General features: G+C 72.0%; 24 protein-coding genes and 1 tRNA gene. 5 read left to right on the top strand and 20 right to left on the bottom strand.

What is annotated here, in order from left to right; all coding sequences use genetic code 11:
- Positions 1-8 precede the first annotated feature (8 nt).
- Positions 9-974, bottom strand: coding sequence for a ribose-phosphate diphosphokinase (locus RQG84_RS00445; RefSeq protein WP_082481700.1), 966 nt, complete (start codon positions 972-974; stop codon positions 9-11).
- Position 975: 1 nt separating this feature from the next.
- Positions 976-2,421 (bottom strand): bifunctional UDP-N-acetylglucosamine diphosphorylase/glucosamine-1-phosphate N-acetyltransferase GlmU, encoded by a 1,446-nt coding sequence (glmU, locus tag RQG84_RS00440; protein ID WP_311208361.1) that lies wholly within the window; start codon positions 2,419-2,421, stop codon positions 976-978.
- Positions 2,422-2,500: 79 nt separating this feature from the next.
- On the opposite strand from glmU, the gene RQG84_RS00435 reads away from it, so the two are divergent.
- Both RQG84_RS00435 and RQG84_RS00430 read left to right on the top strand, forming a co-directional pair.
- Positions 2,501-2,665 (top strand): hypothetical protein, encoded by a 165-nt coding sequence (locus tag RQG84_RS00435; protein ID WP_235492862.1) that lies wholly within the window; start codon positions 2,501-2,503, stop codon positions 2,663-2,665.
- Positions 2,666-2,704: 39 nt separating this feature from the next.
- Positions 2,705-4,378 carry a CapA family protein gene (locus tag RQG84_RS00430; protein WP_311208360.1) on the top strand — a complete coding sequence of 558 codons (1,674 nt, stop codon included), beginning with the start codon at positions 2,705-2,707 and terminating at the stop codon, positions 4,376-4,378.
- A gap of 262 nt (positions 4,379-4,640) precedes the next feature.
- Here RQG84_RS00430 and RQG84_RS00425 read toward each other — a convergent pair.
- The 3 genes from RQG84_RS00425 to RQG84_RS00415 all read right to left on the bottom strand — a co-directional run bounded on the left by RQG84_RS00425 (position 4,641) and on the right by RQG84_RS00415 (position 6,876).
- Positions 4,641-4,719: transfer RNA gene (locus tag RQG84_RS00425), tRNA-Gln, on the bottom strand.
- A 34-nt stretch (positions 4,720-4,753) separates the two neighbouring features.
- Positions 4,754-5,527, bottom strand: coding sequence for a methyltransferase domain-containing protein (locus RQG84_RS00420; protein WP_311208359.1), 774 nt, complete (start codon positions 5,525-5,527; stop codon positions 4,754-4,756).
- Positions 5,524-6,876: an amidase family protein gene (locus RQG84_RS00415; RefSeq protein WP_311208358.1), complete on the bottom strand. Its 1,353-nt coding sequence runs from the start codon at positions 6,874-6,876 to the stop codon at positions 5,524-5,526. The genes RQG84_RS00420 and RQG84_RS00415 overlap by 4 nt, the downstream gene beginning before the upstream one ends.
- Positions 6,877-6,950: 74 nt before the next feature.
- Between RQG84_RS00415 and RQG84_RS00410 the strand changes: the two genes are divergently transcribed.
- A complete protein-coding gene (locus RQG84_RS00410) occupies positions 6,951-7,445 on the top strand; it encodes a MarR family winged helix-turn-helix transcriptional regulator (RefSeq protein ID WP_055969001.1) in 495 nt (164 codons plus the stop codon).
- Positions 7,446-7,503: 58 nt separating this feature from the next.
- On the opposite strand, the gene RQG84_RS00405 is transcribed toward RQG84_RS00410, so the two are convergent.
- The 7 genes from RQG84_RS00405 to rsmI form a co-directional block, all read right to left on the bottom strand.
- Positions 7,504-9,354 (bottom strand): ABC-F family ATP-binding cassette domain-containing protein, encoded by a 1,851-nt coding sequence (locus tag RQG84_RS00405; RefSeq protein WP_056574449.1) that lies wholly within the window; start codon positions 9,352-9,354, stop codon positions 7,504-7,506.
- Positions 9,351-10,274 (bottom strand): 4-(cytidine 5'-diphospho)-2-C-methyl-D-erythritol kinase, encoded by a 924-nt coding sequence (locus RQG84_RS00400; RefSeq protein WP_311208357.1) that lies wholly within the window; start codon positions 10,272-10,274, stop codon positions 9,351-9,353. Before RQG84_RS00400 ends, RQG84_RS00405 begins: the two co-directional genes overlap by 4 nt.
- Before the next feature lie 61 nt (positions 10,275-10,335).
- Positions 10,336-11,151, bottom strand: coding sequence for a 16S rRNA (adenine(1518)-N(6)/adenine(1519)-N(6))-dimethyltransferase RsmA (gene rsmA / locus RQG84_RS00395; RefSeq protein ID WP_311208356.1), 816 nt, complete (start codon positions 11,149-11,151; stop codon positions 10,336-10,338).
- A gap of 59 nt (positions 11,152-11,210) precedes the next feature.
- Entirely contained in the window at positions 11,211-12,395 is a 1,185-nt protein-coding gene (locus RQG84_RS00390; protein ID WP_311208355.1) for a transglycosylase family protein, read from the bottom strand.
- 75 nt (positions 12,396-12,470) lie between these two features.
- Positions 12,471-13,346, bottom strand: a complete 876-nt coding sequence (locus tag RQG84_RS00385; protein ID WP_055969013.1) for a TatD family hydrolase — start codon at positions 13,344-13,346, stop codon at positions 12,471-12,473.
- Positions 13,343-14,911 (bottom strand): methionine--tRNA ligase, encoded by a 1,569-nt coding sequence (gene metG, locus RQG84_RS00380; protein ID WP_311208354.1) that lies wholly within the window; start codon positions 14,909-14,911, stop codon positions 13,343-13,345. The genes RQG84_RS00385 and metG overlap by 4 nt, the downstream gene beginning before the upstream one ends.
- Before the next feature lie 97 nt (positions 14,912-15,008).
- Positions 15,009-15,839 carry a 16S rRNA (cytidine(1402)-2'-O)-methyltransferase gene (gene rsmI, locus RQG84_RS00375; RefSeq protein ID WP_311208353.1) on the bottom strand — a complete coding sequence of 277 codons (831 nt, stop codon included), beginning with the start codon at positions 15,837-15,839 and terminating at the stop codon, positions 15,009-15,011.
- 211 nt (positions 15,840-16,050) lie between these two features.
- Here rsmI and RQG84_RS00370 point away from each other — a divergent pair, with 211 nt between their 5' ends.
- Together RQG84_RS00370 and RQG84_RS00365 are read left to right on the top strand one after the other, a co-directional pair.
- Positions 16,051-17,019 (top strand): hypothetical protein, encoded by a 969-nt coding sequence (locus RQG84_RS00370; RefSeq protein WP_311208352.1) that lies wholly within the window; start codon positions 16,051-16,053, stop codon positions 17,017-17,019.
- 106 nt (positions 17,020-17,125) lie between these two features.
- The gene (locus RQG84_RS00365; RefSeq protein WP_311208351.1) at positions 17,126-18,655 is read left to right on the top strand and encodes a phospholipid carrier-dependent glycosyltransferase; all 1,530 of its coding nucleotides are present in this window, start codon (positions 17,126-17,128) and stop codon (positions 18,653-18,655) included.
- On the opposite strand, the gene RQG84_RS00360 is transcribed toward RQG84_RS00365, so the two are convergent.
- From RQG84_RS00360 to RQG84_RS00325, 8 genes are all read right to left on the bottom strand, one after another.
- Positions 18,652-19,254 (bottom strand): TetR/AcrR family transcriptional regulator, encoded by a 603-nt coding sequence (locus tag RQG84_RS00360; protein ID WP_235497463.1) that lies wholly within the window; start codon positions 19,252-19,254, stop codon positions 18,652-18,654. The two genes, RQG84_RS00365 and RQG84_RS00360, sit on opposite strands and share 4 nt — an antisense overlap.
- A 50-nt stretch (positions 19,255-19,304) precedes the next feature.
- Positions 19,305-20,561 (bottom strand): FAD-dependent oxidoreductase, encoded by a 1,257-nt coding sequence (locus tag RQG84_RS00355; protein ID WP_311208350.1) that lies wholly within the window; start codon positions 20,559-20,561, stop codon positions 19,305-19,307.
- 4 nt (positions 20,562-20,565) lie between these two features.
- A complete protein-coding gene (locus RQG84_RS00350; protein WP_055969034.1) occupies positions 20,566-20,733 on the bottom strand; it encodes a rubredoxin in 168 nt (55 codons plus the stop codon).
- Complete coding sequence (locus RQG84_RS00345; protein WP_311208349.1) at positions 20,730-21,011, bottom strand: rubredoxin; 282 nt, start codon at positions 21,009-21,011, stop codon at positions 20,730-20,732. Before RQG84_RS00345 ends, RQG84_RS00350 begins: the two co-directional genes overlap by 4 nt.
- Before the next feature lies 1 nt (position 21,012).
- Entirely contained in the window at positions 21,013-22,233 is a 1,221-nt protein-coding gene (locus RQG84_RS00340) for an alkane 1-monooxygenase (protein ID WP_311208348.1), read from the bottom strand.
- Between the two features lie 291 nt (positions 22,234-22,524).
- Positions 22,525-23,403, bottom strand: coding sequence for a type II secretion system F family protein (locus RQG84_RS00335; protein ID WP_311208347.1), 879 nt, complete (start codon positions 23,401-23,403; stop codon positions 22,525-22,527).
- A gap of 1 nt (position 23,404) precedes the next feature.
- Entirely contained in the window at positions 23,405-24,340 is a 936-nt protein-coding gene (locus tag RQG84_RS00330; RefSeq protein ID WP_311208346.1) for a type II secretion system F family protein, read from the bottom strand.
- Positions 24,341-24,344: 4 nt separating this feature from the next.
- A complete protein-coding gene (locus RQG84_RS00325; RefSeq protein ID WP_055970252.1) occupies positions 24,345-25,730 on the bottom strand; it encodes a CpaF family protein in 1,386 nt (461 codons plus the stop codon).
- Position 25,731: the final 1 nt, after the last annotated feature.

Genomic DNA, 25,731 nt, shown 5'->3' with positions numbered 1-25,731 from the left:
CCGACGGCTCAGCTGAACAGGCTGGTGACCGAGCCGTCCTCGAAGACGGCGGCGGTGGCCTGGGCCAGCAGCGGGGCGATCGACAGCACGGTGAGCTTGTCGAAGCGCTGGTCGTCGTTCAGCGGCAGCGTGTTGGTGACGACCACCTCGGTGGCCACCGAGTTCTTGAGCCGGTCGACCGCAGGGCCGGAGAACACCGGGTGCGTGGCCGCGATGACCACGTCGGCGGCGCCGTCGGCCTTCAGCGCCTCGGCGGCCTGCACGATCGTGCCGCCGGTGTCGATGAGGTCGTCGACCAGGATGCAGCACCGTCCCTCGACCTCGCCGACGACACGGTTGGCCTTCGACTCGTTCGGCTTGCGCGGGTCACGGGTCTTGTGGATGAACGCGAGCGGGGCGCCGCCCAGGGCGTTGGCCCACGACTCAGCGACCTTGATGCGACCGGCGTCGGGCGAGACGACCGCGAGCGGCTGCTTGCCGTACTTCTTCTTCACGTAGCGCGTGAGGATCGGCATGGCCAGCAGGTGGTCGACGGGACCGTCGAAGTAGCCCTGGATCTGCGCCGTGTGCAGGTCGACCGTCATGAGGCGGTCGGCGCCGGCGGCCGTGAACAGGTCGGCCATGAGACGGGCCGAGATCGGCTCGCGGCCGAGGTGCTTCTTGTCCTGACGGGCGTAGCCGTAGAACGGCAGGATCACGGTGATGCGCTTCGCGGAGGCCCGCTTCAGCGCGTCGATCATGATGAGCTGCTCCATGATCGCCTCGTTGATCGGGGCCGCGTGGCTCTGGATCACGAACGCGTCGCTGCCGCGGACCGACTCGTCGAAGCGGACGTAGATCTCACCGTTCGCGAAGTCGTACGCCGTGGTCGGCACGAGCGGGACCTCGAGCAGGTTCGCGACCTCCTCGGCGAGCACGGGGTGCGCCCGGCCCGAGAAGAGCATGATCTTCTTCGTCGGCGTCTTCTTGAGCAGGTCACTCACCAGCGGGCTCCTCGGCGGCGGCGGCAGCAGCAGCGGACGGGGTGCCCGGCCGCTTGCGCTGCACCCACCCGTCCATGGTCCTCTGTGTCCCAGCACTCACCGCAAGCGCCCCCGACGGGACGTCCTCCCGCACGATCGCCCCGGCGCCGGTGAAGGCGCCGTCGCCGATCGTCACGGGGGCGACGAACACGTTGTCCGAACCGGTGCGGGCGTGCTTGCCCACGACCGTGCGGTGCTTGTTCACCCCGTCGTAGTTGGCGACGATCGTGCCGGCACCGATGTTGGTCCCCTCGCCGACGTCGGCGTCGCCGACGTAGCTGAGATGAGGCACCTTGGCGCCCTCGCCGAGGGTCGAGTTCTTGACCTCCACGAAGGTGCCGATCTTGCCGTGGTCGCCCAGCACCGCGCCGGGACGCAGGTACGCGAACGGACCCACGCTCGCGCCGGCGCCCACGACGGCGTCGGAGCCGTGGGTGCGGACGACGGTGGCATCGTCGCCGACCTCGACGTTGCGCAACGTGGTGTCGGGCCCGACCGTGGCACCGGCACCGATGGTCGTCGCGCCGAGCAGCTGGGTGCCGGGCAGCAGCGTGACGTCGGTGCCGAGGCTGACGTCGGAGTCGATCCACGTGGTGTCGGGGTCGACGATCGTGACGCCCTGACGCATCCAGTGGTCGGTCGTGCGCCGGTTGAGCTCCTTGCCGAGGCGGGCCAGCTGGGCCCGGTCGTTGACGCCCTCGGTCTGCCACACGTCCTCGAGGACGTGGGCCCCGACCGGGCGGCCCTCGCGGACGGCCGTGCCGACGATGTCGGTGAGGTACAGCTCGCCCTGCGCGTTGTCGGTGTCGAGCTTGCGCGTGGCGTGGTCCAGGAAGGCGGCCTCGACGGCGAGGATGCCGCTGTTGACCTCGCGCACGGCCCGCTCGTCGTCCGTCGCGTCCTTGTGCTCGCGGATCGCGACCACGGCGCCCTGCTCGTCGCGCAGGATGCGGCCGTAGCCGCTGGGGTCGTCCAGCTCGGCGGTGAGGATCGTGACGGCGCGACCTGCATGGGTGTGGTCGAGCAGCAGCTCCGACAGCGTCTGGGCAGTGAGGAGGGGGACGTCGCCGTAGGTGATGAGCACGGTCCCCTCGGGGACCTCGTCGAGGGCGTCGAGCGCGACGCGGACGGCGTGCCCCGTGCCGTTCTGCTGCTCCTGCACGGCCTGCACGACGCCGGCGTCCAGCTCGGTGACGGCGGCGGAGACCTGCTCACGGTCGTGGCCCACGACCGCGACGACCTGCGAGGCGCCGACCTCGCGGACAGCCGTGAGCGCGTGGGCGACCATGCTGCGTCCGCCCAGGGGGTGCAGCACCTTGGCGGAGCGGGACCTCATGCGCGTCCCGGCGCCGGCGGCGAGGACGATCGCGGTCACGTTCGGCGTGGTGGAGTCAGGCACGCCCGCCAGTGTACGGAGCATCCGGACCCGATCGCTCGACTCGGTCTGCGGACCGCGTCGGTCCGGGGGACCATGAGGGATGACCGATCCCGTCGAGGAGACCACCGACGCCCGGACGCAGGACGCCCTCCGTTCGCTCGAGAAGGCCCTGCAGGACCCGGAGGTCGCCGAGACCTTCCGCGGGGTGCAGCGCCACCTCGGCTCGTTCACCTTCGACCCCGTCGGCACGCTCGACGAGGACTGACCGACCGGCCTGCTTGGCACGGTCACGGAGCATCGACGCATGGACCAGCGCCGCCGGCGGACGGGACCCGTGCTCGCGGGGTTCGTCGCGCTGCTCGGAGGTTGCTCGGTCCACGCCTGGTCCTTCGACACCGAGGTCGAGGACCCGTCGCGCGCCATCACGCTCGCCCTCGCCGGCGACGTCCACTTCGAGGGCGACCTCTCGGACGTGCCGGGTGACGGGGACGCGACGCTCGGCGAGATGTCGCAGCTGCTCGCCGCGGCCGACCTCGCGGTCGTCAACCTCGAGACGGCGCTCACCACCCGGGGCGAGCCTGCCGCCAAGGAGCTCGAGTCGCCCGAGGCGCGCTACTGGTTCCGGGCACCGGCATCGGCGCTCGACGTCCTCGAGCGCTCGGGCGTCGACGTGGCGTCCATGGCCAACAACCACGGCGCCGACTACGGCGTGCGCGGAGTGCGCGACAGCGTGGCGGCGGCCGAGGACGGCCCCGTCGCGGTGGTGGGGATCGGTCTCGACGACGAGGCCGCCTACGCGCCCCACCGCCGGACCATCCGCGGGACGTCGGTGGCCGTCCACGCCGCCGACGCCTCCCCGCTGGAGAGCGAGGCGGCCGTCTGGACGGCGGAGCCGGGCAGCGGGCCCGGACTCGCGACCGCCAGGGGCGCCGGTACCACGCGCCTCCTCTCCTCCGTCCGCACCTCCGTCGAGCGCGACGACGTGGTGGTGGTCTATCTGCACTGGGGCGCCGAGGGCCTCGCCGAGCCGACCGCGGCGCAGCAGGAGCTGGCCGAAGCGCTCGCCGACGCCGGTGCCGACGTGGTCGTGGGCGCCCACACGCACATCCCCATGGGAGCGGGCACGCTCGACTCGACCTACGTCGCCTACGGGCTCGGGAACTTCCACTGGTACCACCGCGACACGGCCGAGTCCGGCGTCCTGCAGGTCACGCTGACCGACGGCCAGGTCACCGACGACCAGTGGCGCCCCGGCCTGATCCCGCCCGAGGGCGGCGGACCGACCCCCTTGTCCGGCCAGACCGCCGACGCCGCGGTGATGTCGTGGCGCGCCCTGCGGGACACCACCGGGCTCACCGCACCACCCGGCGAGGCGGGAGCACCGACGCCGCCCGACCTGCCGGCCTTCGAGGCCTCCGTGGACGGGATCGACGCGGCCACCCGGCAGCGGATGACCAGCCACGATCCCGACACCTGCCCGGTGCCGCTCACGGACCTGCGGCTGGTCACGCTCCCGTACGTCGGGTTCGACGGCCTGGCGCACCAGGGCGAGATCGTGGTGCACGCCGACGTCGCCGCCGACGTCGTTCGGGTCTTCGGCACCCTCTACCGCGAGCGGTTCCCGCTGCAGTCGATGCGCATCATCGACGAGTTCGACGGTGACGACGACCGGTCGATGGCCGCCAACAACAGCTCGGGCTACAACTGCCGCACGGTCGCGGGCACCGACACGTGGTCGGCCCACGCCTACGGGCGCGCGGTCGACATCAACCCGGTGCAGAACCCCTACGTGGTCGACGGGACCGCACGACCGCCCGCCGCCCAGGCGTTCGTCGGCGTCGACCGCTCCCCCGGGACCGAGGCAGCGCCCGGCGTCATCGTCGACGGCGACGTCGTCGACCGGGCGTTCACGGGGATCGGCTGGGAGCGGGGTGCCGACTTCCCGGAGCCGGACTACCAGCACTACGCAGCACCCTGACGGGACGAGGGGCACGAACCTGCCCCGTTGCGCGGCCGGGCCCAAGACTGCGGCCCCACACGAGTCACCTCACGTGCAGGACCGCAGGTCCTACGATCCGCTTCGCAGCTCCCGAGATTCCCACACATGGCCGGGGTCCCCCGTCGGCGCGTGCCGACCTGCTCTCGACACTACGCGCTTGGTCCCGAGGGGACCATGGTCACGTCGAGCCCCCCAGGCGCATGGATTGTTGGCCAGTGGGACCGCGCCCGAGCGGCCGGCGCTCCCCGGGCAGGAGTCGAACCTGCGTCGCTTGTCCTGATTCAAAGTCAGGCGGGCCCTGCCGGCAGACCAACCGGGGAACGTCGCGACGTGGGCCGCGACGGCGGGACCAGGCTACCCGAGCGGGCGGGTGGCGACGGCGAACGTGCGCCGGAACGGCAGCACCGTGCCGAAGGGACGACGCGGGTAGGCGGTGCGCAGCCCGGCCTTGTACTCCTCGACGAAGTCCTCGCGGAGCCCGTCCGGCAGCGCCGCGAGCACCGGGCGGGCGCCCGTGCCCTTGACCCACTCGAACACCGGGTCCTCGCCCGGGAGGACGTGCAGGTAGGTGGTCTCCCACGCGTCGCACTCCCAGCCGAGGTCGGCGAAGAGCTCGAGGTAGACCTCGGGCGCGGTTCCACGGACCCCCAGCACGCCCCGCGTGTGGTCGGCGTACCGAGGCCGGTCGGCGACCTCGCGCATGAGCGCGTGACTCGGGGCGTCGGCGTTGTTGGGCACCTGCACCGCGATGGAGCCGCCCGGGAGCACGGCGTCGGCCAGTCGCCTCAGCACCGCCTCCTGCTCGGGCACCCACTGGAACATCGCGTTCGAGGTGATGACGTCGACCGGCTCGGCGGGCGCCCACGTCTCGACGTCGGCCAGCTCGTACCGCGCGCCGGGGTCGTCGTCGGCCGCCTTCGCCCGCTCGATCATCTCCGGCGACGCGTCGACGCCCAGCACCTGCGCGTCCGGCCACCGGCCACGCAGCACCGACGTGAGGTTGCCGGCGCCGCAGCCGAGGTCGACCACCGTCGCGGCGTCGCCCCGGATCCGGGCGACGAGGTCGACGAACGGGCGCCCGCGGTCGTCGGCGAAGCGCAGGTACTGCGTCGGGTCCCAGCGGATCACTCGGCCCTCAGCAGCGACTCGACCTGCGAGGCCACCGACATCAGCAGCGGGTCCTGGTCGCGACGGGCCACCAGCTGCACCGCGAGCGGCAGGTCCTTCTTGCGTGATCGCCCCACGGGCAGCGACACGGCCGGCACGCCCGCATGGTTCCACTGGGCGGTGTAGGGGTAGAAGGCGTTCATGCCGAGCACGGTGCGCAGGCCACCCTTGCCGGCGAAGCGCCCCACCGGCAGCGCCGGGCCGCTCATCACGGGGGTGAGCAGCAGGTCGACGCCGAGCCGGTCGTGGACCGTCGCCCCGAACCGCAGGCCGGCGCGCTGCGCCCAGGCCACCGACGAGGGACCGAACGCTCGGCCGAGACGAGCGATCTGCTGCGTGCGCGGCTCCAGCAGGGTCGGGTCGTCGACACCGCGCGCGGCGTCGGCGATCCCGGCGAGGTAGCGGACGGTCAGCGCCTTGGCGTCGAGGCCGTACGGCACCTTGACCTGGACCACCTCGTGCCCCGCGTCGCTGAGCAGACCGGCGACGTGGTCGAGGGCCGCCTTCACGTCGCGGTGCAGGGGCTCGGCCCGGGTGGCCGCAGCGGTGCTGGTGCTCACCCCGATGCGCAGGGAGCGCGGTGTCGTGGACGCGGCGTGCGCCAGTGCACCGGCACCGCCGAGACCCACGGCGTCGAGGTAGACCGCCGTGTCGCGCACCGTCGGCGTGACGCACCCCTGGGTGGACAGGCCGTGCCAGCCACCGGCCCCCGGCAGGTAGCCGTGCGTGGTCTTGAAGCCCACGAGCCCGCAGCTGGCTGCCGGGATCCGGATCGAGCCGGCGCCGTCCGACGCCGTGGCCACGCCGATCGCCCCGGACGCGACCAGCGCGGCCGAACCGCCCGACGAGCCGCCGCTGGAGCGGTCGAGGTGGTGCGGGTTGCGGGTGATGCCGCGCGCTGCGGACTCGGTGAAGCCGTAGATCGCCAGCTCGGGGAGGGTGGTGGTGGCCACCGGCACCGCCCCGGCCGCCAGCAGGGCCTGCACGAGCTCGCCGTCCTGGGCCGCCACCCGCGACACCGCTCGACTGCCGAGGGCCGTGACCCGTCCAGCCAGGTCGAGGTCGTTCTTGATCGCCACCGGGACGCCGAGCAGCGGCCCGCGCTCCCCCCGCGCGATGCGGGCGTCGGCCTCGGTCGAGGCGTCGAACGCCTCGTCGGCGAGCAGCTCGACCACGGCGTTCACCCGGGCGTCCTCCCGCTCGATCGCGTCGAGGGTGGCGATCGTCAGCTCCCGCGAGGAGACCGACCCCTCACGCAGCAGCGGCACGAGGGTGGCCGGGCCCTTGCCCACCAGGTCGACGACGTCCATGGTCGAAACGGTAGAGGTAGTCCGCGGCCAGAACAATCTCGACATCAAGATTCTTGACGCAGTAGGATGGCGGCATGGGTGTCGAGGAGCGTGACGAGGTCGACGACATCGTCGCGGCCTGGCAGCGCGAGCGTCCCGACCTCGACACCACGCCCATGCAGGTGCTGAGCCGGGTGACTCGCCTCGCGCGCCACCTGGACCGCGCCCGCCGCGCCGCCTTCGCGGCCCACTCGCTCGAGCCGTGGGAGTTCGACGTGCTCTCGGCGCTGCGCCGCTCCGGCCCGCCGTACCAGCTCTCCCCGGGGCGCCTGGTCACCGAGACCCTCGTGACCAGCGGGACGATGACCAACCGCGTCGATCGGCTCACCGAGCGCGGACTCGTCTCGCGCGAGGCGGACCCGGCCGACCGCCGAGGCGTCCAGGTGACGCTCACGGCCGCCGGACGCAGCGCCGTCGACGCCGCGCTCGACGAGCTGCTGGAGCAGGAGCGGTCCCTGCTGTCGAGCCTCCCGCCCCGCGACGCCGAGGCGCTCGCTGCGTCCCTGCGCACGCTCGCCCGCCACGTCTGAGCGTCCCCGCCCGGGCGACGCCGCTCTCACGGGGCCGAGGGCCGCAGGGCGCGGTCCGTCAGTCCGCGAGCTCCAGCCACCGCTCCTCGAGCCGGTCGCGGTCGGCCACCACCTCGGCGTGCTCGCTCGACAGGGCGAGCAGCCGGTCGGGCTCGGCCGCGGCCTCCACCATCCGACGCTCCAGGTCGGCCTCGCGCGCGGTGAGCCGCTCGATCTGTCGCTCCAGCCGGGCGACCTCCTTGCGGTCCTGACGGTCCTGCGCCGAGCCCGCCGAACGGCTCGGTCCGGATCCGGTCGTGGACGAGTCGACGGCGCCCGAGGTCCCGCCGGCCGTGGCCGTGGCGACGGCGTCGGGACCGCCGGACGCCTCGGCTGCCTCGCGTCGGCGCAGCCGCAGGTACTCGTCGACCCCACCCGGCAGGTGACGCAGACGACCGTCGAGCACGGCGTACTGGTGGTCCGTGACGCGCTCCAGGAGGTAGCGGTCGTGGCTGACCACGAGCAGGGTCCCGGGCCACGTGTCGAGGAGGTCCTCGATCGCGGCCAGCATGTCGGTGTCCATGTCGTTCGTCGGCTCGTCGAGGATCAGCACGTTGGGCTCGTCGAGCAGCACCAGCAGCAGCTGGAGCCGTCGCCGCTGGCCACCGGAGAGGTCCTTGACCCGGTTCGACAGCTGGACGCTGGAGAAGCCGAGCCGCTCCAGCATCTGCGACGGCGTGACCTCGGCGCCCTCGGCCTGGTAGCTGGCGCGGCGCCCGGCCACGACGTCGCGGACCCGGTCGTCGGCGATCTCGTCGAGCTCGGCCAGCGACTGCGACAGCGTGGCCACCTGCACGGTCTTGCCCCGCTTGACGTGGCCGCTCGAGGGCTGCACCGTCCCGGCGACCAGACCGAGCAGGGTGCTCTTGCCCGCGCCGTTGGCACCCAGGATGCCCACCCGCTCGCCGGGGGCGATCCGCCACTCGACCCGCTGCAGGACCTCGTGGCTGCCGTAGGCCACGGACACGTCCAGCAGGTCGACGACGTCCTTGCCCAGACGCGCGGTGGCCACGCGCTTGAGCGCCACCTCGTCTCGCACCGGCGGCTCGCGCTCGATCAGCTCGTTGGCCGCGTCGATGCGGAACTTCGGCTTCGACGTCCGCGCAGGCGCGCCGCGCCTCAGCCACGCCAGCTCCTTGCGCAGCAGGTTCTGGCGACGCGACTCCGAGGCCGCGGCCTGCCGGTCGCGCTCGACCCGTTGCAGCACGTACGCGGCGTAGCCGCCCTCGAACGGCTCGACGACCGCGTCGTGCACCTCCCACGTGTCGGTGCACACCTCGTCGAGGAACCACCGGTCGTGGGTGACCACCACGAACGCCCCCTGCCCCGAGGCGAAGCGGGCGTTGAGGTGCGCCGCGAGCCAGGTGACGCCCTCCACGTCGAGGTGGTTGGTGGGCTCGTCGAGGAACAGGACGTCGTGGTCGCCCACCAGCACCGCCGCGAGCGAGACCCGTCGACGCTGACCACCGCTCAGGTCCCCCACCCGCGCGTCCCACGGGACGTCGGACAGCAGACCGTTCACGACGTCGCGCACCTTCGCGTCGCCGGCCCACTCGTGCTCGGCCGTGTCGCCCACCACCGCGTCGGACACGACCACGGCGGGGTCGAGCACGTCGGCCTGGTCCACGAAGCCGACCTGCAGGTCGCGGCGCCAGGTGATGCGTCCCTCGTCGGGCTCGAGCCGTCGCGCGAGGACCCGCATGAGGGTGGACTTGCCGTCGCCGTTGCGGCCGACGACGCCCACGCGCTGGCCCTCGGCCAGGCCCAGGGTGACGTCGTCGAGCACGTCCTTGGTCGGGAACGAGAGCTGCAAGCCCTCACCACCGATGAGGGGGCGGGTGGTGCCCCCGCCGCGAGTGTTGCCGCTCATCCGATGAAGCGGACGCCCGGGACCGGGCCGGTGGACTGCACGACGTCGGCGCAGCCACCCGCACCGGCGAGGGCGATCGCGATGTCGAGGCTGTGCTGCTCGTCGGAGGCGAGGAACAGGCAGGTGGGGCCGGACCCGGAGATGATCGCCCCGAGGGCCTCGGCCTGGCGCCCGACGTCGAGCGTGGCCGCGAGCTCCGGCCGCAGCGACAGCGACGCCTCGGTCAGGTCGTTGGACAGGGCCGCACCGAGCGCCTGGGCATCGCCTGAGCGGAGGGCGGCGAGGAGGGCGTCGGGCACCTCGGGCTCCGGCACGTCGCGTCCCTCGTTGAGCCGGTCGAACTCGGCGTAGACGGCCGCCGTCGACAGGCCTTCGGCCGCCACGGCGAAGACCCAGTGGTACGACCCGCGGGCGAGGACCGGGCTGACCGTCTCGCCACGGCCACCGCCGATCGCATTGCCACCGTGCAGCAGGAACGGGACGTCGCTGCCGAGCGACGCGGCCACCGGCTCGAGGTCGTGCCGGGAGTAGCCCAGCCCCCACGCGTCGTTGCAGGCCACCAGCGCCGCCGCCGCGTCGGCCGAGCCGCCCGCCATGCCGCCGGCCACGGGGATGACCTTGCGGATGGCCAGCTCGATGCCGGCCTCGATGCCGGCGTGCTCGCGCAGCGCAGCAGCCGCACGGACCGCGATGTTGTCCCATCCCTCGGGCACCAGCGCGGCCTCGGCCTCGGCGTCCTCGACGTCGATCCTCGTGGTCACGGTGATCTCGTCGGAGTCGACCACGGTGGCGCGCAGCTCGTCGTGCAGGTCGACGGCCTGGTACACCGTCGCGAGCGGGTGGAAGCCGTCCTCGCGCACGGGCCCGACGCCGAGACACAGGTTGATCTTGGCGGGCACGCGCACGCTGACGGAAGTCACCGCCCCAACCTACAGACGGGCCGAGCGCGGCGCCGTGGCAACGGGCCCACCGGTCGAGGGCTCAGCCGAGGACCGTCGCGATGCGGGCGAAGTCGGCGACGTCGAGCTGCTCCCCGCGCGCCTGCGGGTCGACGCCTGCGGCCCGCAGCGCCTCCTCCGCCGCCGCACCCGAGCCGACCAGTCCCGAGAGGGCCGCGCGGAGCGTCTTGCGGCGCTGGGCGAACGCGGCGTCGACGACCCGGAAGGTCGCGCGGCGGAGGGTCTCGTCGCCGGGCGTGGGCCTGCGACGCAGGGACACGAGGGCCGAGTCGACGTTCGGGACGGGCCAGAACACCTGGCGTCCGATGGTGCCGGCCAGGGCGACGTCGCAGTACCAGGACGCCTTGACGCTCGGCACCCCGTACGTGCGGGACCCGGGGCCGGCGGCGAGCCGGTGCGCCACCTCGGCCTGCACCATCACCAGCACGGACTCGATCGAGTCGAAGCGCTCGAGCAGGTGCAGCAGCACCGGCACCGACACGTTGTACGGCAGGTTGGCCACCAGCGCCGTGGGCGCCGGGCCCGGCAGGTGCTCCACGCGCATGGCGTCGGCCTGCACGAGATGGAGCCGGTCGGCGTGGTCGGGCGCGTGCTCGGCCACGGTGATCGGCAGTCGCCCTGCGAGGACCGGGTCGATCTCGACGGCCACCACCTGGCTGGCCACGCCCAGCAGCTCGAGCGTCAACGAACCCAGTCCGGGGCCGACCTCGACGACGACGTCGTCGGGACCGACCCCGGAGGTGCGGACGATGCGCCGGACGGTGTTGGCGTCGACCACGAAGTTCTGGCCACGTTGCTTCGTGGGGCGCAGGCCGATCGCGTCAGCGATCCGACGCACCTCGGTCGCGCCCAGCAACGAGGGCGGGCGCGACGACGACGGCGGGAGCGCCGGGCCGCTCAGCCGACACCGACCTTCGCGGCGCAGGACCACTGGCCCCAGCCGGACCGCTGCTGCAGGATCTTGGCGTACTTGATCTGCACCTCGCGGCTGTGCTCGTGCGGCAGGCCGGGCCCGCCGACGCTGCGCCAGGTGGCCGCCGAGAACTGCAGTCCGCCGTAGTAGCCGTTGCCGGTGTTGATGCTCCAGTTGCCGCCGGACTCGCACTTCGCGATGCGGTCCCACACGCTGCCGTCCTCGACGGACGGGGCCTCGGCGGTGCCACGCACCACGACGCGCGGCGCGCCCTTCTCGAGCGTCTTCGAGGTCAGCACCAGGCGGTGGCGGACCTTGCCGTCGGCCTTCGTGAGCAGCACCTGCTGCTGGACCTCGCTGGGGCTCCCCTCCTCCAGGACCTTCTCGGTGCCCTTCTCGAGGGAGTCGTCGTCGCGGTACTCGACCTTCAGGTCGCGCTCGAGCTTCTCGGTGGTGTCGACCATCTCGATGCGCACGACCTCGACGTCGTCGCCGGGCTTCACCAGGGCGGCGCGACCGATCGCGTCGCCGGCCGTGACCTCGTCGTTCTCGTCGAGCCGGACGCCGGCCTCCTCGAGCACGCCCTCGGCCGTCGGGGCCGCGCTGGTGACCGAGCGGTCGTCACCGTCCACCGAGACCGTGAGCTTCTTGGGGTTGGACACGACGACCTGCGAACCCGTGTCGTCGAGCCGGGTGTCACGGTCGGCGCTGACGTCGGCACCGGGAGCGGGGTCCACGTCGAGCTCGTCGAGGACGTCGCCGACGGTGGCGGCGTGCACGGTCTCGCGCTTCACCGTGCCGTCGACGGCCAGCACGACGTCCTTGGCGTAGCGGACCTTGATCGTGTCGCCGTCGGAGACCGAGGCGGTCGGCTCGACGTTGACCGCGGCGTCGGTGGTCCGGACGTCCTGGCTCTTCAGCAGCGACCCGACGGAGGCGCCGAACGTGCGGACGGTGTCCTTGCGGCCGTCGACGTCCAGCGTGACGGTCTTGCCGAGCGTGCCGTAGGCGGCGACACCGGCGCCGATGACGAGCAGCACGGCCAGGTTGAGCGCGATGACGACACGCTTCTTCGTCTGGCGGTGGCGACTGCGGGAGGGGGTCGCCGCGGGGGTGGCCGAGGAGCCGGTCTGGGGGATCTGGGGGGACTTCGAGAAGGGGTGACGCACTGCTTTCCTCTGGTCGGGGACAGGGACGGCTGGAGATGGGCAGCCTCACCACCCTGCGACAGGAGGCCCGTGCCGTCAAACAGCGGAGCCGTGCTGCTGCCAGGATCCGCCGAACGCGCGGTCGGTGTTCTCGTCGATGGCCCGGCAGAGGTCGTCGACGGATCGGCCCAGGAACTCAGCCATGAAACGCACCGTCAACGGGACGAGGAACGAGGCGTTCGGGCGCCCGCGGTGCGGCATCGGTGTGAGGAACGGCGCATCGGTCTCGACGAGGATCCGATCCGTCGGCGTGATCGCGAGCGCCTCGCGCAGCGGCTCGGCGTTCTTGAACGTGACGGTGCCCGAGAACGACAGGTACGCGCCGCGGTCGAGGCACCGACGGGCGACGTCGGCGTCACCGGAGAAGCAGTGCATGACCGTGCGCTCGGGCACGCCCTCGTCGTCCAGGAGCGCGAGCACGTCGTCGTGGGCGTCGCGGTCGTGGATGACGAGCGTGCGGTCGTGGCGCTTCGCCATGGCCACGTGGGCACGGAACGAGCGGTGCTGCGCGTCGCGACCGTCTGGCCCGGTGCGGAAGTAGTCGAGCCCGGTCTCCCCCACCGCCCGCACCTGAGGGTCCTGCGCGAGCGCGTCGATCTCGGCCAGGGCCGCGTCGAGCGTGCCGTCGGCGTCGAGCAGTGGCGCCTCGTTGGGGTGCAGGGCCACGGCGGCGACGACGGCCGGGTGGGCCCGGGCCGTCTCGACCGCCCACCGGGACCCCTCGAGGTCGCAGCCGACCTGCACGATGCGGTTCACGTTGACCGCGGCAGCACGGTCGAGGGCGTCGTCGACGTCGATGACGAGGCCACCCTTGATCCGGTGGTCGAGGTGGCAGTGGTTGTCGACCACCGGCGACGGCAACGGCTCGGGCGCGTCCGGCCAGGGCCAGCGGGCCGAGCCCGCGTCGGTCACTCGGCGTCCTCGATGCGCGGGAACAGGCTCGGGACCTTCGTGATCACCGAGCCCTCGGGCAGCCGGCCCCAGGCCGCTGACGCGGCGATGCGCTGGTCGGCCAGCGCACCCAGCGCCGGCTCGGCACCCAAGGACTCCCACAGCGACGCCGACGCCTTCGGCATGACGGGGTTGAGCAGCACCGCCAGCACGCGCAGCCCCTCGGCGGCCGTGACGAGGATCGTGGCCAGGCGCTCGCGCTGCGTCTCGTCCTTCGCCACCTGCCACGGCGCCTGCTCGGTGAGGTAGCCGTTGAGCGCCTCGACGATCCGCCACACCTGGGCGAGCGCGTCCTGCGGGGCGATCCGGTCGATCGCGCGGTCGGCCTCCAGCACGGACTCCTCGACCAGCGCGACGAGGGCGTCCTCGGCCGGGCCGTGCGGGCCGGCGGCGGGCAGCGTGCCGTCGAAGTACTTGCCGATCATGGCGGCCACTCGCGAGGCCAGGTTGCCGAAGCCGTTGGCCAGCTCGGCGTGGTACCGGGCCCGCATGTCCTCCCAGGAGATCGAGCCGTCGGCTCCGAACGTGAGCGCCCGCGCGAAGTAGTAGCGGTAGGCGTCGGACCCGAACACGTCGACCAGCTCGTCGGGACGGATGCCGTTGGCCTTGCTCTTGCTCATCTTCTGCCCGCCGACCAGCAGCCAGCCGTGGGCGAACACGCGGTGCGGCACCGGGCGGCCTGCGGCCATGAGCATGGCCGGCCAGATGACGGCGTGGAACCGGGCGATGTCCTTGCCGACGAGGTGCACGTCGGCCGGCCAGAGCTCGCCGAAGCGCTCGTCGTCGACGCCGTAGCCCGCCGCCGTCACGTAGTTGAGGAGCGCCTCGATCCACACGTACATGACGTGCGAGTGGTCCCACGGGACCTTGATGCCCCAGTCGAACGTGGACCGACTGATGGAGAGGTCCTTGAGCCCGCGGCGCACGAACGAGACGACCTCGTTGCGCGCCGACTCGGGCTGGATGAAGTCGGGGTTGCTCTCGTAGAGCTCGAGCAGGCGGTCGGCGTACTTGCTGAGCGGGAAGAAGTAGTTCTCCTCGGTCATGTGCTCCACCCGGGAGCCGTCGAGCGCGGAGACCTTGTGGCCCTCGTCGTCGCCCTCGCCGTCGGCGACGTCGTCCTCGGCCACGAACTCCTCCGACCCCACGGAGTACCAGCCGGTGAACTCGCCCTTGTAGACCTCGCCGCGGTCGTAGAGGTCCTGCCAGAACGCCTGCGACCCCGCCTCGTGGCGCGCCTCGCTGGTGCGGATGAAGTCGTCGTTGGCGATGTCGAGCGTCTCGAGCAGCGGCTTCCACTCCGTCTCGACCAGCCGGTCGGTCCACTCCTGCGGCGTGACGCCGTTCTGCTCGGCCTTGCGGAGCACCTTGAGGCCGTGCTCGTCGGTGCCCGTCAGGTACCAGACGTCCTCGCCGCGCTGCCGGTGCCAGCGGGTGAGGATGTCGCCGATGACCGTCGTGTAGCCGTGGCCGATGTGCGGCGCGTCGTTGACGTAGTAGATCGGCGTGGTGACGTAGTAGGACACGCCACGATCCTAGTGACCGCGGCCCGGAGGTCCGGCGCTGCGTCGAGCAGGCGGGGGTCGGGGTGCGTCGGCCGGGGCGGGGTCGGCAGGCGGCTGGTCAGCGCGCGTGGGCGGCGTCGTAGACCACGCGCTTGCGCACGCCGGTGTCGGCGACCACCTGGGCGACGGCGTCCTTGCGGCTGAGCCCGGTGGACTCGGCGGCGGCGACCAGGGACCGGAGGGCGTCGTCGTCGAGGTCGGCGGCGACGGCCACGTGGCCGGACACCACGAGCGTGACCTCGCCGCGGACGCCGTGCTCCTGCTCGTCGACCCAGGCCACCAGCTCGGCGAGCGTGCCGCGCGCGACCTCCTCGTAGGTCTTGGTCAGCTCGCGGCACACGGCGGCGGGACGGTCGTCGCCGAGGGCCGCGGCCAGGGCGGCGAGCGTGGCACGGGTGCGGTGCGGCGACTCGAAGAACACCATGGTGCGGGGCTCGGTGGAGAGTGCGGCGAAGGCGCGGTCGCGCTCGCCGGCCTTCCGTGGCGGGAACCCCTCGAAGCAGAACCGGTCGACCGGCAGCCCGCTGACGGCCAGGGCCGTGAGCACCGCCGAGGGGCCGGGGATGGCGTGCACGTCGACGTCGGCCTCGAGTGCCGCGACCACCAGTCGGTAGCCCGGGTCGGAGACGCTCGGCATGCCGGCGTCGGTCACGAGCAGCACGTCGAGCCCGTCCTGGAGGTGCTCCACCAGCTCGGGGGTGCGCTCGCGCTCGTTGCCCTCGAAGTAGGAGACGATCCGCCCACCGACCGTCGCACCGAGGTCGGCCGCGAGCCTGCGCAGACGTCGCGTGTCCTCCGCCGCCACGACGTCGGCCGACCCGAGCGCAGCGACGAGCCTCGGCGACGCGTCGTCCGCCCGCCCGATGGGAGTCGCCGCGAGGATCAGCATCCCCCCATCCTCCCACCCCCGAGCGGTGACTTCTCCACCGAATGCGGCATGCCTGCCGCGGCGGGTGCGGATTCCACCGTCTCAGCGCTGAGACGGTGGAATCCGCACCGCTCGAGCGTGTCCACAGGGGCAATGAGGCCGACGCCTGGCGTTCTCCACAGGCTCGCAGAGCCCCCTCGCCTCCTCGCCTCCAGCCGAGTCGGATGGAGGAATGCGCCACCCCAGCCCTCTTCCGGACACCCTCGTCGGACGTGCTTTCCACCGCGACGAAGCCATGGCCGTCGGCGTCACCGCTCGCATGCTCGAGCACAGGCGCTTCGTCGAGGAGTTCCCGCGGGTCTACCGGCACCGCGACACGGTTCTCGACGCCAACGCCCTCATCGCTGCGGCTCGTCTGGCTCTTCCCGACGACGCCTGTCTCAGCCACCTGACCCGGCTGGTGCCGCTCGGACTGGAGTTCGACGACCTCGTGCCACTCCGCTTCACGCTGGCCCGCGACCACCACCTCCGGTTCCAGCGGATCTTCGTCCACCGCACCTCCCGCATGCCACCCCACCGGGCGGGATCGGTCGACGTCGAGGGCGCCTTCCTGATGGCCGCGGCCGAGCTCACCCCGCTGGAGATCGTCCAGGTGGCCGACTGGCTCCTCCATCGGGGTCACCTGCGGCTCGACCTGCTCCGTGACCTCCTGCGAGATCAGCACTGGCGCGCCGCGAGCGGTCGGGTCGAGCAGTGGCTGCCGATGGTCGACGGACGGGCAGCGAGTCTCCCGGAGAGTCACCTGCGGTGCCTCTTGGTCGCCGCCGGGTTGCCCGTCCCCGAGGTGAACGCCGACGTCCACGACCACTCCGGTCGATTCCTCGCCCGCGGCGACCTGGTCTACCGGTCGATCCGTCTGGTCGTCGAGTTCGAAGGTCGGCAGCACGCCCTGAGCACGCAGCAGTTCCAGCGAGACATTCACCGCTACGGCGGCCTGCGCGACGGTTCGTGGCACTACGTGCAGGTGACGACGAGGATGCTGACCCAGCCGCGGACCACCGTCCTCGAGGTCCACCGCGCGATGGTGCGGGCCGGCTACGAGGGTCCCCCGCCCGTGTTCGGCGACCTGTGGGAGGCACTGACCGCCGAGCCGCTGGTCCGCCTGAAGGGGTTCGACGGCATCGAGCCCGTCGAGCGGTGAGGGTTCCACCGTCTCAGCACTGAGAGCGTGGAATTCTCACCGCCGGTGCCCGAACACGCCATTCGGTGGAGAAGTCACCGCTCGTGGGGGCTGGCAGGATGGGCGGGTGCGAGGGTGGGAGCGGGAGCGCGTCGTGGGGTGGGTGGGCCCGCTGTCCGTGGCGGTGCTCGCGCTGGTGCTGCGGCTGTGGCACCTCGGACGGCCGAACCTGCTGGTCTTCGACGAGACCTACTACGCCAAGGACGCGTACTCGCTGCTGCAGCACGGCTACGTGCAGGACTTCGTCGAGGACGCCAACGACAAGATCGTGGCGGGCGACCTCGCGGACCTGATGACCGGCCAGCCCGCCTACATCGCCCATCCCGACGGTGGGAAGTGGCTCATCGCGCTCGGTGAGCAGCTGTTCGGCATGGACTCCTTCGGGTGGCGCGTCTCGGCCGCCGTCGTCGGTGCCCTCACCGTCCTGGTGCTGGCCCGGCTCGTACGCCGGCTCACCGGGTCGACGTGGGTGGGCTGCCTGGCCGGGCTGCTCCTGTGCCTCGACGGCATGCACCTCGTGATGTCGCGCACCGCCCTGCTCGACGTGTTCCTCGCCTTCTGGGTGGTCGCCGCCGTGGCCTGCCTCGTCGCCGACCGCGACGCCGTCCGCGCACGGCTCGACCGCCACCGGCCCTGGCGACCCTGGCAGCTCGCCGCCGGACTCTGCTTCGGCATGGCGACGGCCACGAAGTGGAGCGGTCTCTACGCACTCGCCGCGTTCGGCCTCGTCGTCGTGGCGTGGGAGGTGCTGGCCCGACGCAGCCACGCACGGGAGACCGGGTCGTCGGGACCACGCTTCGGCTGGATCCGCACGACCCTGGTCACCGGGCTGCCGGCCTTCGTGACGATCGTCGGCGTGACCCTCGTGGTCTACCTCGTGTCGTGGACCGGGTTCCTGCTGCACCACGAGCTGTACGCCGAGCGCTACGGCCTGGGCGATCCGTCGTGGGGCGCCTACGTCGCCTCGCCCACCCCCGGCGCGCTCGGTGCGGTCACCGACGCCTTCCGGTCGCTCTGGCACTTCCACGCGATGCTGTTCGACTTCCACACCGGCGACTACCTCGCGGGCAAGACGCACCCCTACGCCTCGAACCCGCTCGGCTGGCTCGTGCTCGAGCGGCCGGTGGCCTTCGACGCGCAGAACGACCTGCCCGCCGCCACCTGCGGCGCTCCGGCCGACTCGTCGTGCATGCGGGTGGTGACCGCCCTCGGGAACCCCGCCGTGTGGTGGACCGGGTCCCTCGCGGTGATCGCCTCGGTCGTCGCGTGGTTCCGGACCCGCGACGGTCGCTGGGCGGTGCCGGTGGTCGGCGTCGCCGCAGGATGGCTGCCCTGGTTCCTCAGCACCGACCGACCGATCTTCAGCTTCTACGCCGTGGTCGTGCTCCCGTTCATGATCGTCGCCGTCTGCCTGCTGGTCGACGAGGCGCGGCGAGCGGCCACCACAGCGCGTCAGCGCTACGCCGTGGGGCTGGTGGTGGGCCTGCTCGTGGTGGCCACCGTGGCCCTCTTCTGGTTCTTCCAGCCGATCTGGACCGACGCGCTGATCTCCTACGACGCCTGGTACCGCCGGATGTGGTTCAGCCGCTGGATCTAGGCCCCGGAGCCAGGAGCAGCCACCGCGGAGCCCGACGCCTCGCGCCCGGCGATGGCCAGACCCAGCATCCAGGCCACCTCGTCGGCCGCCTCGCGGGCCGGCTTCGACGGTCGCGTGATCGACGAGAGCACGAGCCGCACCACCACCTCGACGGCCACGTCGAGCTCGGCGTCGGCGAACGGCAGCGGCGAGAACTGGTCGACCAGCTCGGCCTTGACCACGGCCGACGCCGCCTCCACGATCTCGCCGGACTCGGTGGTGAGGATCGCCAGCAGGTCGCCGTCCTGCTCCGAGGGGACCGACGTGACGATCGTGCGGACGAGGACGCTGCGCTCCCCCAGCTCGAGGGCACCCCGGCAGGCCGCCCGGACGCCGGACACGATGTCGTCGGCCTCCCGCAGGCGGTCGCGCACGACGGCGAGGAAGCGGTCGAGCTCACGCAGCGCCAGCGCCTGCGCCAGGGCGTGCTTCGTGCCGAGCTCGTTGTGCACGGTCTGACGACTCACCCCGGCCAGCCGGGCGATCCGCGACATCGTGATCGCGCTCCACCCCTCGGACTCGACGACCTGCTGGGCCGCGTCGAGGAGGCGTTCGCGCATGGAGGGCACGACGGCACCGTACGTCGCTGCGCCAAGGTCGGCGGCGACGGTCACGCCGGTACCTCGGTGAGTGCCTCCGCGAGATCGTCGGACTCCACGAGCAGCCCGGCCTCGGGCCGCGCACCTTCGGCGATCCAGCGGCGCGCGAGCCGCACGTCGGCCGGGCGGCCGAGCGCCACGGCACCGCGCAGCACGCCGCCGTCGAGGTAGAACGCGGTGAAGTCGCGGGCCTCGAGCGAGCCGCGCAGGGCGACGTCGTGGCCGGCAGCCGGCCAGCCCGTCACCTGCAGCGTGTGCCCGTACTGGTCGGACCAGCACCACGGGACCTCGTCGAAGGCCAGGTCCTGGCCGGCCACGACCTTGCCGACCGCGGCGCCGTGGTTCTGCGCTCCCTGCCAGTGCTCCACACGGTGCATCCCACCGAGCACCCCGCTCGGGAGCAGGGCGACGTCGCCGGCGGCGTACACGTCGGGGGCGTTGGTGCGGCCGTGGTCGTCGACGACGATCGCACCGCCCTCGACCTCGATGCCGGCCTCGACGGCGAGCCGGCTGTTCGGCGCCATGCCGACGGCGACCACCACGACGGGCGCGGACCACGCACGACCGTCGGCGGCGGACACGACGGTGTGGCCGGCGGCGTCCCCGGTGCCGGCGTCGATGGAGGTGACCTCCACCCCGCAGTGCAGATGGGTTCCCTGCTCGGCGTGGAGCGCGGCGTAGAAGTCGCCGAGCGCCGGCGGCAGCAGGTGCGGCAGCGGCGACGCGGCGGCCTCGAGAAGTGTCACCTCCGCACCTCGCTCCCGTGCGCTGGCGGCGATCTCGGACCCGATCAACCCGGCGCCGACGACCACGACGGGCCGGCCGGGCCCGAGGGCGGAGACGATGCCGTCGACGTCGGCGAGGGACCGCAACGTCCGCACGCCGGCGGCGCCCGCCTCGGTGGTGACGGCGTCGAGCGTGCGCGCCGAGCCGCCGGTGGCGAGCAGGAGGCTCCCGTAGCCGATCACCTCGCCCGAGGCCAGCGTGACCTCGTGGTCCTCCACGGAGACGGACGCGACCGCCTCGTCCGTGCGGAGGTCTATGCGCTGCTGCTCGTACCACTCCGCCTTGCGGATGCGGATGTCGTCAGGACCCTTCTCGCCCCGCACGACCTCCTTCGAGACCGGGGGCCGACGGTAGGGCAGCTCCGGCTCGTCGCCGATCAGGACGATCTCGCCCTCGAAGCCGGCCAGGCGCGCTGCGCCGGCCGCGCTGACGCCCGCGATGCCGGCGCCGACGATCACGAAGCGGTCCGTGGTCACGGTCATCGACTCAGCCGACCTGCGTCATCGTGAAGTCGGCCTTGGCCGCGCCGCAGTCCGGACAGGTCCAGTCGTCGGGGATATCCTCCCACTTCGTGCCCGGTGGGAAGCCCTCCTCCTCCCAGCCCTGGGCCTCGTCGTAGATGAATCCGCACTGCTGGCACTCCCACACCTTCACTGCTGCGCTCCTCGCTGTCCTTGTTCGATCCGGGCCTGCTCCGCCTGCTCGCGGGCCCGTGCGGCCCGCGTCTCGGCACTGATGATGTCGCCGTCCTGGTCGTTGCCGGTGAACTCGGCCTCGGGCACGAAGTCGACCTGCTCGCGCACGCCGCAGTCGGGGCACGTCCAGTCGGCGTCGACGTCGGCGAACGCCGTGCCGGGCGGCCACCCCTCGCGAGGGTCCCCGACGGCCTCGTCGTACACGTACTCGCAGTTCGGGCAGATGAAGCGGGCCATGTCAGGCGGCTCCCTCGAGATCGGTGGCGGTCGCGGTCGCGGAACCGTAGCGCGCCCGGTACCGGTCCGCCATGCGCGGATGCAGGTTGGCCTGGTTCACGTCGCCGTCGTAGTGCGACAGCACGCGCTCGTCCATGACCCGACGCCACACGGCCGGGATCCACGTCGCGACGATCATGCCGGCGTACCCGGTGGGCAGCACGGGAGCCTCCTTGAAGTCGCGCAGGGCCTGGTAGCGACGCGTCGGGTTGGCGTGGTGGTCGCTGTGCCGCTGCAGGTGGTAGAGCAGCACGTTGGTGCCGATGTTGTTGCTGTTCCAGCTGTGCGACGGGTTGACCCGCTCGTAGCGGCCGGACTCCAGCTTCCGACGCTTCATGCCGTAGTGCTCGAGGAAGTTGACCGACTCCAGCAGCCAGATGCCCAGGACGGCCTGGAGCACGAGGTAGGGCAGGATCTCGGGGCCGAAGGCGACGGTCAGCGCGCCCCACAGCACCACGCTGAACGCCCAGGCGTTGATGACGTCGTTCCTCAGGCTGAACGGGCTCTTGCCGAGCCGGGCGAACCGCTTCTTCTCCAGCGACCAGGCGCTCTTCAGGCTGCCCAGGACGGTGCGCGGCATGAACTCCCAGACCGTCTCGCCCAGCCGGCTGCTGGCGGGGTCCTCGGGGGTGGCGACCCGGACGTGGTGGCCCCGGTTGTGCTCGATGTAGAAGTGGCCGTAGAAGGTCTGCGCGAGGGCGATGCGGGCGAACCAGCGCTCGTGCTCCTCCTTCTTGTGGCCGAGCTCGTGGGCGGTGTTGATGCCGATACCGGCGACCATGCCGAGGCCCGTGGCCAGCCCGATCCTCTCGAGGACGCTCAGCGGGTCGGGGATGCCGGGCAGCGTGCCGCCGCCGAGCAGGTAGGCGCCCCAGATGAAGCCGACGAGCTGGAGCGGGATGAACGCGTAGGTGACCCAGCGGTAGTAGCGGTCCTCCTCCAGCGCCTCGATGAGCTCGTCCGGCGGGTTGTTCGGGTCGAGCCCGGCCATCAGGTCGAAGAGCGGGATGAGGACGAACACGAAGAACGGGCCGAAGAACCACACGCCGCTCCACCCGGTGGCGGCGTACATGCCCCACATGGTGAGCGGGATGAGCGGGATGATCGCGCCCATGATCCACAGATGGCGCTTCCTGTCGTTCCACTCGACGGTGCGGCCGTCGACGGTGGCCGAGATCGTCATGATGTACCTCCTGCTGCCGGTCGCGACGCTGCGGGGTGCGGCGCGGATCACTTGACAGAACGGTACTAACTGTCAAGCCACTTGACAACCCCCCTGCTCCTGTCAAGTGGCCGGCGTCACGTGCGACCGGTGGACGCGCCCGGACGGCAGGCGCGGAAATCAGAGCGAGCCGCCCCCGACGGGAGTCGGGGACGGCCCGCTGAGGCCCCGGACCGGGGCAACAGGGAAACCGCGGTCCGGGGAGCTTGTGGGGCCGGCGGGAGCCGGCGTCTTCAGTTGTGGTCCGAGTGGTCAGTTGACGGCGTAGGCGTAGACGATGGCCGGGCCCAGCACGATCGCGAACAGCACCGGCAGGATGCAGGTCATGAGCGGGATCAGGATCTTGACCGGGACCTGCTGGGCCTTGGCCTCCGCCCGACGGCGCCGGCTTATCCGCATCTCCTTGGCCTGGCTGCGCACGACGCTCGCGATCGAGACGCCGAACTCCTCGGCCTGCACCACGGCCTTGCAGAAGGCGCGCAGCTCGTCGACCGACGTGCGGTCGGCGAGCGACAGGTAGGCCTCCTTGCGCGACATGCCCAGGCTCATGTCCTGCATCAGCCGCACGAGCTCGTCGTTGAGCGGACCCCTGCCGCGCTCGCCGGCCTTGGCCAGCGCCGCCTCGAAGCCGACGCCGGCCTCGAGCGAGATGACGATCTGGTCGAGCAGGTCGGGCAGGGCCTTCTGGATGTCCTCCTGGCGCTTGACCGCGTAGTTGTACACGAGCAGGTCCGGGACGAAGTAGCACAGGACCACGGACCCGGCCGCCGCCAGCGGCATCAGCGGGTGGTCGAACCGGCTCAGGAGCATCGACCCGAAGAGCAGGCCGAAGAGCGCGCCGGCGGGCTTCATGAGCACCACCCGCTCGCGCGTCCACCCCTCGGGGTGGCCGGCCAGCACCATGTTGCGCTCGAGCCGCTTGAGCAGGGTGCTCGGCGTGAAGCGCTCCCACAGGTCGGCGCGCGTCTCGTCGACCTTCTGCACGCCGCTGTCGGCCACGCTGTCGGGGACGCGGGTCAGGGTCTTGACCCGCTTGCGGACGGCTCCACCCCCGGGCGCGGCCACCACGCCGGCGCCCACGAGGGCCAGGCCGAGAGCCATGAGCAGGAGCAGTGCTGCGAGCAGGACCATGTCAGAACTCGATCCGCACGATGGACCGCATCCAGAAGCCACCCAGCACGTACATGACGCCGCAGCCGAGCATGATGAGCTTTCCGATGCCCGAGTCGATGAAGACCCCCATGCGGTCGGCCGCGACCATCGAGTAGTAGATCCCGATGCCGATGGGCAGGGCCATCAGCACGTAGGCCGAGATCCGGCCCTCGGCCGACAGCGCCATCACCTGCTCGCGGATGTGGTGCCGCTCGCGGATGGTCTCGGCCACCTGGTCGAGGATCTCGTTCAGGTTGCCGCCGGTCTCGCGCTGGGCCTCGATGGCCTGGGCGATCCAGCGGAAGTCGTCGGACTCCATCCGGTCGGCGACCTGCTCCATCGCGTCCACCAGGTCACGGCCGATGCGGTACTCGTTGACGACCCGCGTCAGCTCCTCGGCCATCGGCGAGTCCGCGTCGCGCGACGCCGCGTCCATGGCCGTGGGCAGGCTCTGGCCGGCCCGCAGCGAGGACGCCATCATCTGCAGCAGCGACCCGAGCTGCCCGGCGAACCGCTTGCGTCGCCGACCCACCTTGGTGCGCACCACCACCTTGGCCACGACGGGCACCAGCAGCGAGGCCACGAAGGAGAGCAGCACCGGCTGCTGCAGGGCCACCAGCCCGAAGAAGGTCCCTCCACCGAGGGCGAGGACGAGCACCACGAGCGCGGCGACCGACGACCTCATGCCGGCCAGCTCGAGCTCGTCGGAGGTGAACGGCCGCCAGCCTCGACGGCTCAGCACACCCTCCACCGTCGAGACGGCACCGTCGTTCATCCGCCTGAGCAGCGGCTTGCGCTCGAGCACGGCGTACTCGGCCACACGGCCACGCGTGCCTCGCGTCTCCGGCATCCCGACCACGGCCAGGTAGCCGCAGAAGACCGCGGCGAGCACGAGGACCGCTCCGATGATCAGCATCGGGTCACCCCACCCTCGCCTGACGCACCAGGTTCTCCAGGTCGAACGCGATGCCGTGGTCCTCGAAGCGCTCGCTGAACCGTGGACGGATCCCGGTCGGGATCGCGTGGCCGCGGAACTTCCCGTGCTCGTCGACCCCGGCGGCGAAGTCGAACGTGAACACGTCCTGCAGCACGACGGTGTCACCCTCCATGCCGAGCACCTCGGTCACGTTCACGACGCGGCGCGTCCCGTCGCGCAGTCGCTGGATCTGCACGATGAGGTCGACCGCGCTGGCGGCCTGCTCGCGGATCGCCCGCAGCGGCAGGTCCATGCCCGCCATGAGCACCAGCGTCTCGAGCCGCGACATGGCGTCGCGGGGCGAGTTGGCGTGCAGCGTGGAGAGGGAGCCGTCGTGGCCCGTGTTCATGGCCTGGAGCATGTCGAGCGCCTCGCCGCCACGACACTCGCCGACGACGATGCGGTCCGGACGCATGCGCAGCGAGTTGCGCACCAGGTCACGGATCGTCACCTCGCCGCTGCCCTCGATGTTGGCCGGCCGCGCCTCCATGCGCACCACGTGCGGCTGCTGGAGGTTGAGCTCGACGGCGTCCTCGATCGTGACGATCCGCTCCCCCGCCGGGATGAACCGGCTGAGGACGTTCAGCAGCGTCGTCTTGCCGGTGCCGGTGCCGCCGCTGACCAGGATGTTGAGCTTGGCCTGCACGCAGGCGTGCAGGAGCTGGGCCATCTGCTCGGTCATGCTGCCGAAGCCGATGAGGTCGCTGACCGTGAACGGGTCCTTGCTGAACTTGCGGATGGTCAGCGACGAGCCGTCGACGGCCAGCGGCGGGATGACGGCGTTCACGCGGGACCCGTCCGAGAGCCGCGCGTCCACGAGCGGCGACGACTCGTCGATGCGCCGACCGACCTTGCTGACGATGCGCTCGATCACGCGACGCAGGTGCTCCTCGGAGGCGAAGCGGGTGGCGACCTGGGTCAGCCGGCCGCGACGCTCCACGTACACCTGGTCGAAGCGGTTGACCATGATCTCGGTGATGGACTCGTCCTCGAGCATGCGCTCCAGAGGGCCGAGTCCGATCGCGTCGTCCTCGACGTCGCGGACCAGTCGACGTCGCTCGTCGGAGCTCAGCAGCAGCTGCTGGTCACCCTCGATGACGGCGGTGAGCTCCTCGCGCACGAAGGTGTGCAGCTGCTCCTCGGTCAGGCTCGGGTCGTTGATGCGCGCCCCGATCCGGTCGAGCAGCGCCTCGGAGGCGCGGGCCTTCATGGTCGCGTAGGCGTCACCGAGAGCACCGGTGGCCTCGACCTCCTCCAGCTCCTCCTCGACCACGGACGAGGAGAAGGTGCTGGTCTCGCGCGCACTCGCGAGGCGGTCGCTCAGCCGCATG

The organism is Aeromicrobium sp. WCS2018Hpa-31 (assembly GCF_031843905.1).
GTDB lineage: Bacteria > Actinomycetota > Actinomycetes > Propionibacteriales > Nocardioidaceae > Aeromicrobium.
The sequence above is the reverse complement of the archived record's forward strand: the minus strand, read 5'-3'. Positions and strand labels throughout refer to the sequence as shown.

Coding starts and splice junctions, on each gene's coding strand:
- RQG84_RS00435 (WP_235492862.1), top strand. CDS start 2,501: ATGACCGATCCCGTCGAGGAGACCACCGACGCCCGGACGCAGGACGCC.
- RQG84_RS00430 (WP_311208360.1), top strand. CDS start 2,705: ATGGACCAGCGCCGCCGGCGGACGGGACCCGTGCTCGCGGGGTTCGTC.
- RQG84_RS00415 (WP_311208358.1), bottom strand. CDS start 6,876: ATGGACGTCGTCGACCTGGTGGGCAAGGGCCCGGCCACCCTCGTGCCG.
- RQG84_RS00410 (WP_055969001.1), top strand. CDS start 6,951: ATGGGTGTCGAGGAGCGTGACGAGGTCGACGACATCGTCGCGGCCTGG.
- RQG84_RS00405 (WP_056574449.1), bottom strand. CDS start 9,354: ATGAGCGGCAACACTCGCGGCGGGGGCACCACCCGCCCCCTCATCGGT.
- rsmI (WP_311208353.1), bottom strand. CDS start 15,839: ATGCTGATCCTCGCGGCGACTCCCATCGGGCGGGCGGACGACGCGTCG.
- RQG84_RS00370 (WP_311208352.1), top strand. CDS start 16,051: ATGCGCCACCCCAGCCCTCTTCCGGACACCCTCGTCGGACGTGCTTTC.
- RQG84_RS00360 (WP_235497463.1), bottom strand. CDS start 19,254: ATGCGCGAACGCCTCCTCGACGCGGCCCAGCAGGTCGTCGAGTCCGAG.
- RQG84_RS00355 (WP_311208350.1), bottom strand. CDS start 20,561: ATGACCGTGACCACGGACCGCTTCGTGATCGTCGGCGCCGGCATCGCG.
- RQG84_RS00345 (WP_311208349.1), bottom strand. CDS start 21,011: ATGGCCCGCTTCATCTGCCCGAACTGCGAGTACGTGTACGACGAGGCC.
- RQG84_RS00340 (WP_311208348.1), bottom strand. CDS start 22,233: ATGACGATCTCGGCCACCGTCGACGGCCGCACCGTCGAGTGGAACGAC.
- RQG84_RS00335 (WP_311208347.1), bottom strand. CDS start 23,403: ATGGTCCTGCTCGCAGCACTGCTCCTGCTCATGGCTCTCGGCCTGGCC.
- RQG84_RS00330 (WP_311208346.1), bottom strand. CDS start 24,340: ATGCTGATCATCGGAGCGGTCCTCGTGCTCGCCGCGGTCTTCTGCGGC.
- RQG84_RS00325 (WP_055970252.1), bottom strand. CDS start 25,730: ATGCGGCTGAGCGACCGCCTCGCGAGTGCGCGCGAGACCAGCACCTTC.